Here is a 3295-nt window from a genome sequence, read left to right as displayed (position 1 = left end):
GCGGGGGTCTTCTCAGTGCGGGGCGGAGCCTACGCGGCGCCCTCGAACATGCTCGTCACCGAGCCGTCCTCGAACACCTCGTGGATCGCCTTCGCGATGAGCGGGGCGATCGACAGCACGGTGAGCTTGTCGAACTGCTTCTCCTCCGGCACGGGGAGCGTGTCCGTGACAACGACCTGATCGATAAAGTCGGCCGAGAGGTGCTCGACCGCCTTGCCCGAGAAGATCGCGTGGGTCGCCGCGATCGTCACGCCGCGCGCACCGGCCTGCTTCAGCGCCTCGGCGGCCTTCGAGATCGTGCCGCCCGTGTCGATCATGTCGTCGACCATGAGGCACCAGCGGTCCTTCACGTCGCCGACGATGCCGTGCACCGAGGCCTGGTTCGCGACCGAGGGGTCGCGGCGCTTGTGGATGATCGCGAGCGGGGCGCCGAGGCGGTCGCTCCACACGTCGGCGACGCGCACGCGGCCCATGTCGGGCGAGACGACGGTCAGGTCGTCGCGGTTCAGGTGCTTCTCGAAGTGCTCGAGCAGCACCGGCATCGCGAAGAGGTGGTCGAGCGGGCCGTCGAAGAAGCCCTGGATCTGCGGGGCGTGCAGATCGACCGACATGATGCGATCCGCGCCGGCCGTCTTGAAGAGATCCGCGACGAGGCGAGCCGAGATCGGCTCGCGGCCGCGGCCCTTCTTGTCCTGGCGCGAGTAGGGGTAGAACGGCGCAACGACGGTGATCCGCTTCGCCGAGGCGCGCTTCAGCGCGTCGACGATGATGAGCTGCTCCATGAGCCACTCGTTGATCGGGTTCGTGTGCGACTGGATCACGAAGGCATCGGAACCGCGCACGCTCTCGTCGAAGCGAGCGTACAGCTCGCCGTTCGCGAAGGTGCGAGCATCGGTGGGGACGAGCTCGGCGCCAAGCTCAGCGGCCACCTGCTCGGCGAGCTCGGGGTAGGCCCGGCCCGAAATCAGGACGAGCTTCTTCTGCCCCGCCATCTCGATCTTGCTCATCAGTGCTGATTCTTCCTCACTCTTTGGATTCCCGCTGTTCCGCGCTCACTCGGCAGCGGCATCGTTCGCGCGCTGCGCCGCTTCCGCGGTGCTCGTGCCCGGCCGATGCTCGGCCACCCATCCCTCGATGTTGCGCTGCGGCGCCACGTTCAGCGCCAGCGCCCCCGAGGGAACGTTCTTCCGCACGACCGTACCCGCTGCCGTGTACGTGCCATCTTCAATGGTAACCGGAGCGATGAGCACATTCTTCGATCCGACGCGAACCGCGTCGCCCACGACGGCCTGGTGCTTCTGCACCCCGTCGTAGTTCGCGAAGATCGTGCCCGCTCCGATGTTCGTCCCGGTCCCGATCGTGGCGTCGCCGACGTAGCTCAGGTGCGGCACCTTGCTGCCGTCGCCGATCTTGGCGTTCTTCGTCTCCACGAAGGCGCCGATCTTCCCGGCCTCGCCGAGCTCGGTGCCCGGGCGGATGAACGCGAACGGGCCCACCTCGACGCGCGGCGCGAAGACCGCGAGCGTCGCCTCGCTGCGGCGGATCCGGGCGTCGGCCCCCACCTCGCAGTCGGTGAGCGTCGTGTCCGGGCCGACGATCGCGCCCGCGGCGATCGACGTCGCGCCGTGCAGGAACGTGCCGGGCAGGATCTCCGCGTCCGCCTCGATCGACACGTCGGCGTCGATCCACGTGGTCGCCGGGTCCTGGATCGTGACGCCGGCGCGCTGGTGCGCCTGCACGATGCGGGCGTTGAGCTCGCGCCCGGCCTGGGCCAGCTGCACCCGGTCGTTCACCCCGGCGATGAGCCACGGGTCGTCGGTGGCAACGGCCTCGACGGCGCCGCCGCTCGACAGGATGCGCGCCGCGGCGTCGGTGAGGTACTTCTCGCCCTGCGCGTTGTTCGTGTCGATCTGCGCGAGCGCGTCGGTCACCGCGCGGCGCGCGAAGACGTAGATCCCGCCGTTGATCTCCGTGATCCGGCGCTGCGCCTCGCTCGCGTCCTTCTCCTCGACGATCCCCGTCACCGCGCCGTCCGCGGCGCGGAGGATGCGGCCGAGGCCGGTCGGGTTCGCGAAGATCGCGGAGAGCATGGTCATCGCACGGCCGCCCTCGAGGTGACCCGAGACGAGCCGATCGAGCGTCGCCGTGTCCACGAGCGGCACGTCGCCCGAGAGCACCACGACCGAGCCGTCGAAGTCTGCGGGCAGCGCCTCGAGCGCCTGCTCGACCGCGCGGCCCGTACCGGGCACGGCGTCCTGATCGACGATCACCGTGTCGGGCGCGTGGTCGAGGATCGCGGCGGCGACGCGGTCGCGATCGTGGCGCACGACGGCGACGATCTGCGTGGGCGCGAGCCCCGCCGCAGTGTCGAGCACGTGGGCGATGAGCGAGCGGCCGCCGATCGGGTGCAGCACCTTCGGGAGTGCGGACTTCATGCGGGTTCCCTGCCCCGCGGCGAGGATCACGACCGCAAGAGAGCGTTCAGCCATGTGCGTTTCCTTTCTCCCGGCCGCGCGGTACGGCCGCCTGCGCCGCCCGAGTCTCCCCGCACGAACACGCCAGTTCCGCCTCCAGGATTCGAACCTAGACCTCACAGCTCCAAAGGCTGTCGTGCTGCCATTACACCAAGGCGGACCGTGCCGAAACAGCACGCGACTAGTCTGCCAGAATCCGCGGACGGCCGTGACACCCGCGCGGCTGATGCCGGGCCGGGCCTCCGCCCGGGATAATGGGGGGATGAAGCACGAGGACGAGGTCGATCGGATCATCGCGGACTGGAGCACGGCCCGGCCGGATCTCGATCTGGCACCCCTGGCCGTGTTCTCCCGGCTGTGGCGGATCACGAAGCACCTCGACCGTGCACGCGCGCACGCGTTCGAGCGCTCCGGCCTCGCCTCGTGGGAGTTCGACGTGCTCGCGGTGCTGCGCCGCGGCGGCGAGCCGTTCCGGCAGAGCACGAAGGTGCTCGTGCAGCAGACGATGGTCTCGAGCGGCACCATGACGAACCGCATCGACCGCATGGTGGACCGCGGGCTCGTCCTGCGCCTCACGGATCCGAACGACGGCCGCGGCGTGCTCGTCGAGATGACCCCGCTCGGGCTCACCCTCGTCGACGCGGCGATGACCCGCCTGAGCGACTCCGAGGAGCGGCTGCTCGGCGGACTCGCGCGCGCCGAGCGGGACCGCCTCTCCGTGCTCCTGCGCCGTCTCGCGCTCAGCGTGGACCGCTTCGAGCCCGAGCCGCTGCCGAGCGACGGCGAGCAGTAGCGCGCACCACGACGCAGGGGCGGGATCC

3 protein-coding genes and 1 tRNA gene are annotated in these 3295 nt (G+C 70.0%); 1 reads left to right on the top strand and 3 read right to left on the bottom strand.

Going from position 1 to position 3295, the window contains the following annotated elements:
• Positions 1 to 29 precede the first annotated feature (29 nt).
• The 3 genes from U874_RS0112070 to U874_RS0112060 all read right to left on the bottom strand — a co-directional run bounded on the left by U874_RS0112070 (position 30) and on the right by U874_RS0112060 (position 2634).
• Positions 30 to 1007, bottom strand: a complete 978-nt coding sequence (locus U874_RS0112070) for a ribose-phosphate diphosphokinase (RefSeq protein ID WP_025134794.1) — start codon at positions 1005 to 1007, stop codon at positions 30 to 32.
• 45 nt (positions 1008 to 1052) lie between these two features.
• Positions 1053 to 2489, bottom strand: a complete 1437-nt coding sequence (gene glmU / locus U874_RS0112065) for a bifunctional UDP-N-acetylglucosamine diphosphorylase/glucosamine-1-phosphate N-acetyltransferase GlmU (RefSeq protein ID WP_025134793.1) — start codon at positions 2487 to 2489, stop codon at positions 1053 to 1055.
• Positions 2490 to 2562: 73 nt separating this feature from the next.
• A tRNA-Gln gene (locus tag U874_RS0112060) sits at positions 2563 to 2634 on the bottom strand.
• 102 nt (positions 2635 to 2736) lie between these two features.
• Between U874_RS0112060 and U874_RS0112055 the strand changes: the two genes are divergently transcribed.
• A complete protein-coding gene (locus U874_RS0112055) occupies positions 2737 to 3267 on the top strand; it encodes a MarR family winged helix-turn-helix transcriptional regulator (RefSeq protein WP_025134792.1) in 531 nt (176 codons plus the stop codon).
• The last annotated feature ends 28 nt before the right edge of the window (positions 3268 to 3295 follow it).

Source organism: Leucobacter sp. PH1c (assembly GCF_000633415.1).
Classification (GTDB): domain Bacteria; phylum Actinomycetota; class Actinomycetes; order Actinomycetales; family Microbacteriaceae; genus Leucobacter.
The sequence above is the reverse complement of the archived record's forward strand: the minus strand, read 5'-3'. Positions and strand labels throughout refer to the sequence as shown.

Coding starts and splice junctions, on each gene's coding strand:
- U874_RS0112070 (WP_025134794.1), bottom strand. CDS start 1,007: ATGAGCAAGATCGAGATGGCGGGGCAGAAGAAGCTCGTCCTGATTTCG.
- glmU (WP_025134793.1), bottom strand. CDS start 2,489: ATGGCTGAACGCTCTCTTGCGGTCGTGATCCTCGCCGCGGGGCAGGGA.
- U874_RS0112055 (WP_025134792.1), top strand. CDS start 2,737: ATGAAGCACGAGGACGAGGTCGATCGGATCATCGCGGACTGGAGCACG.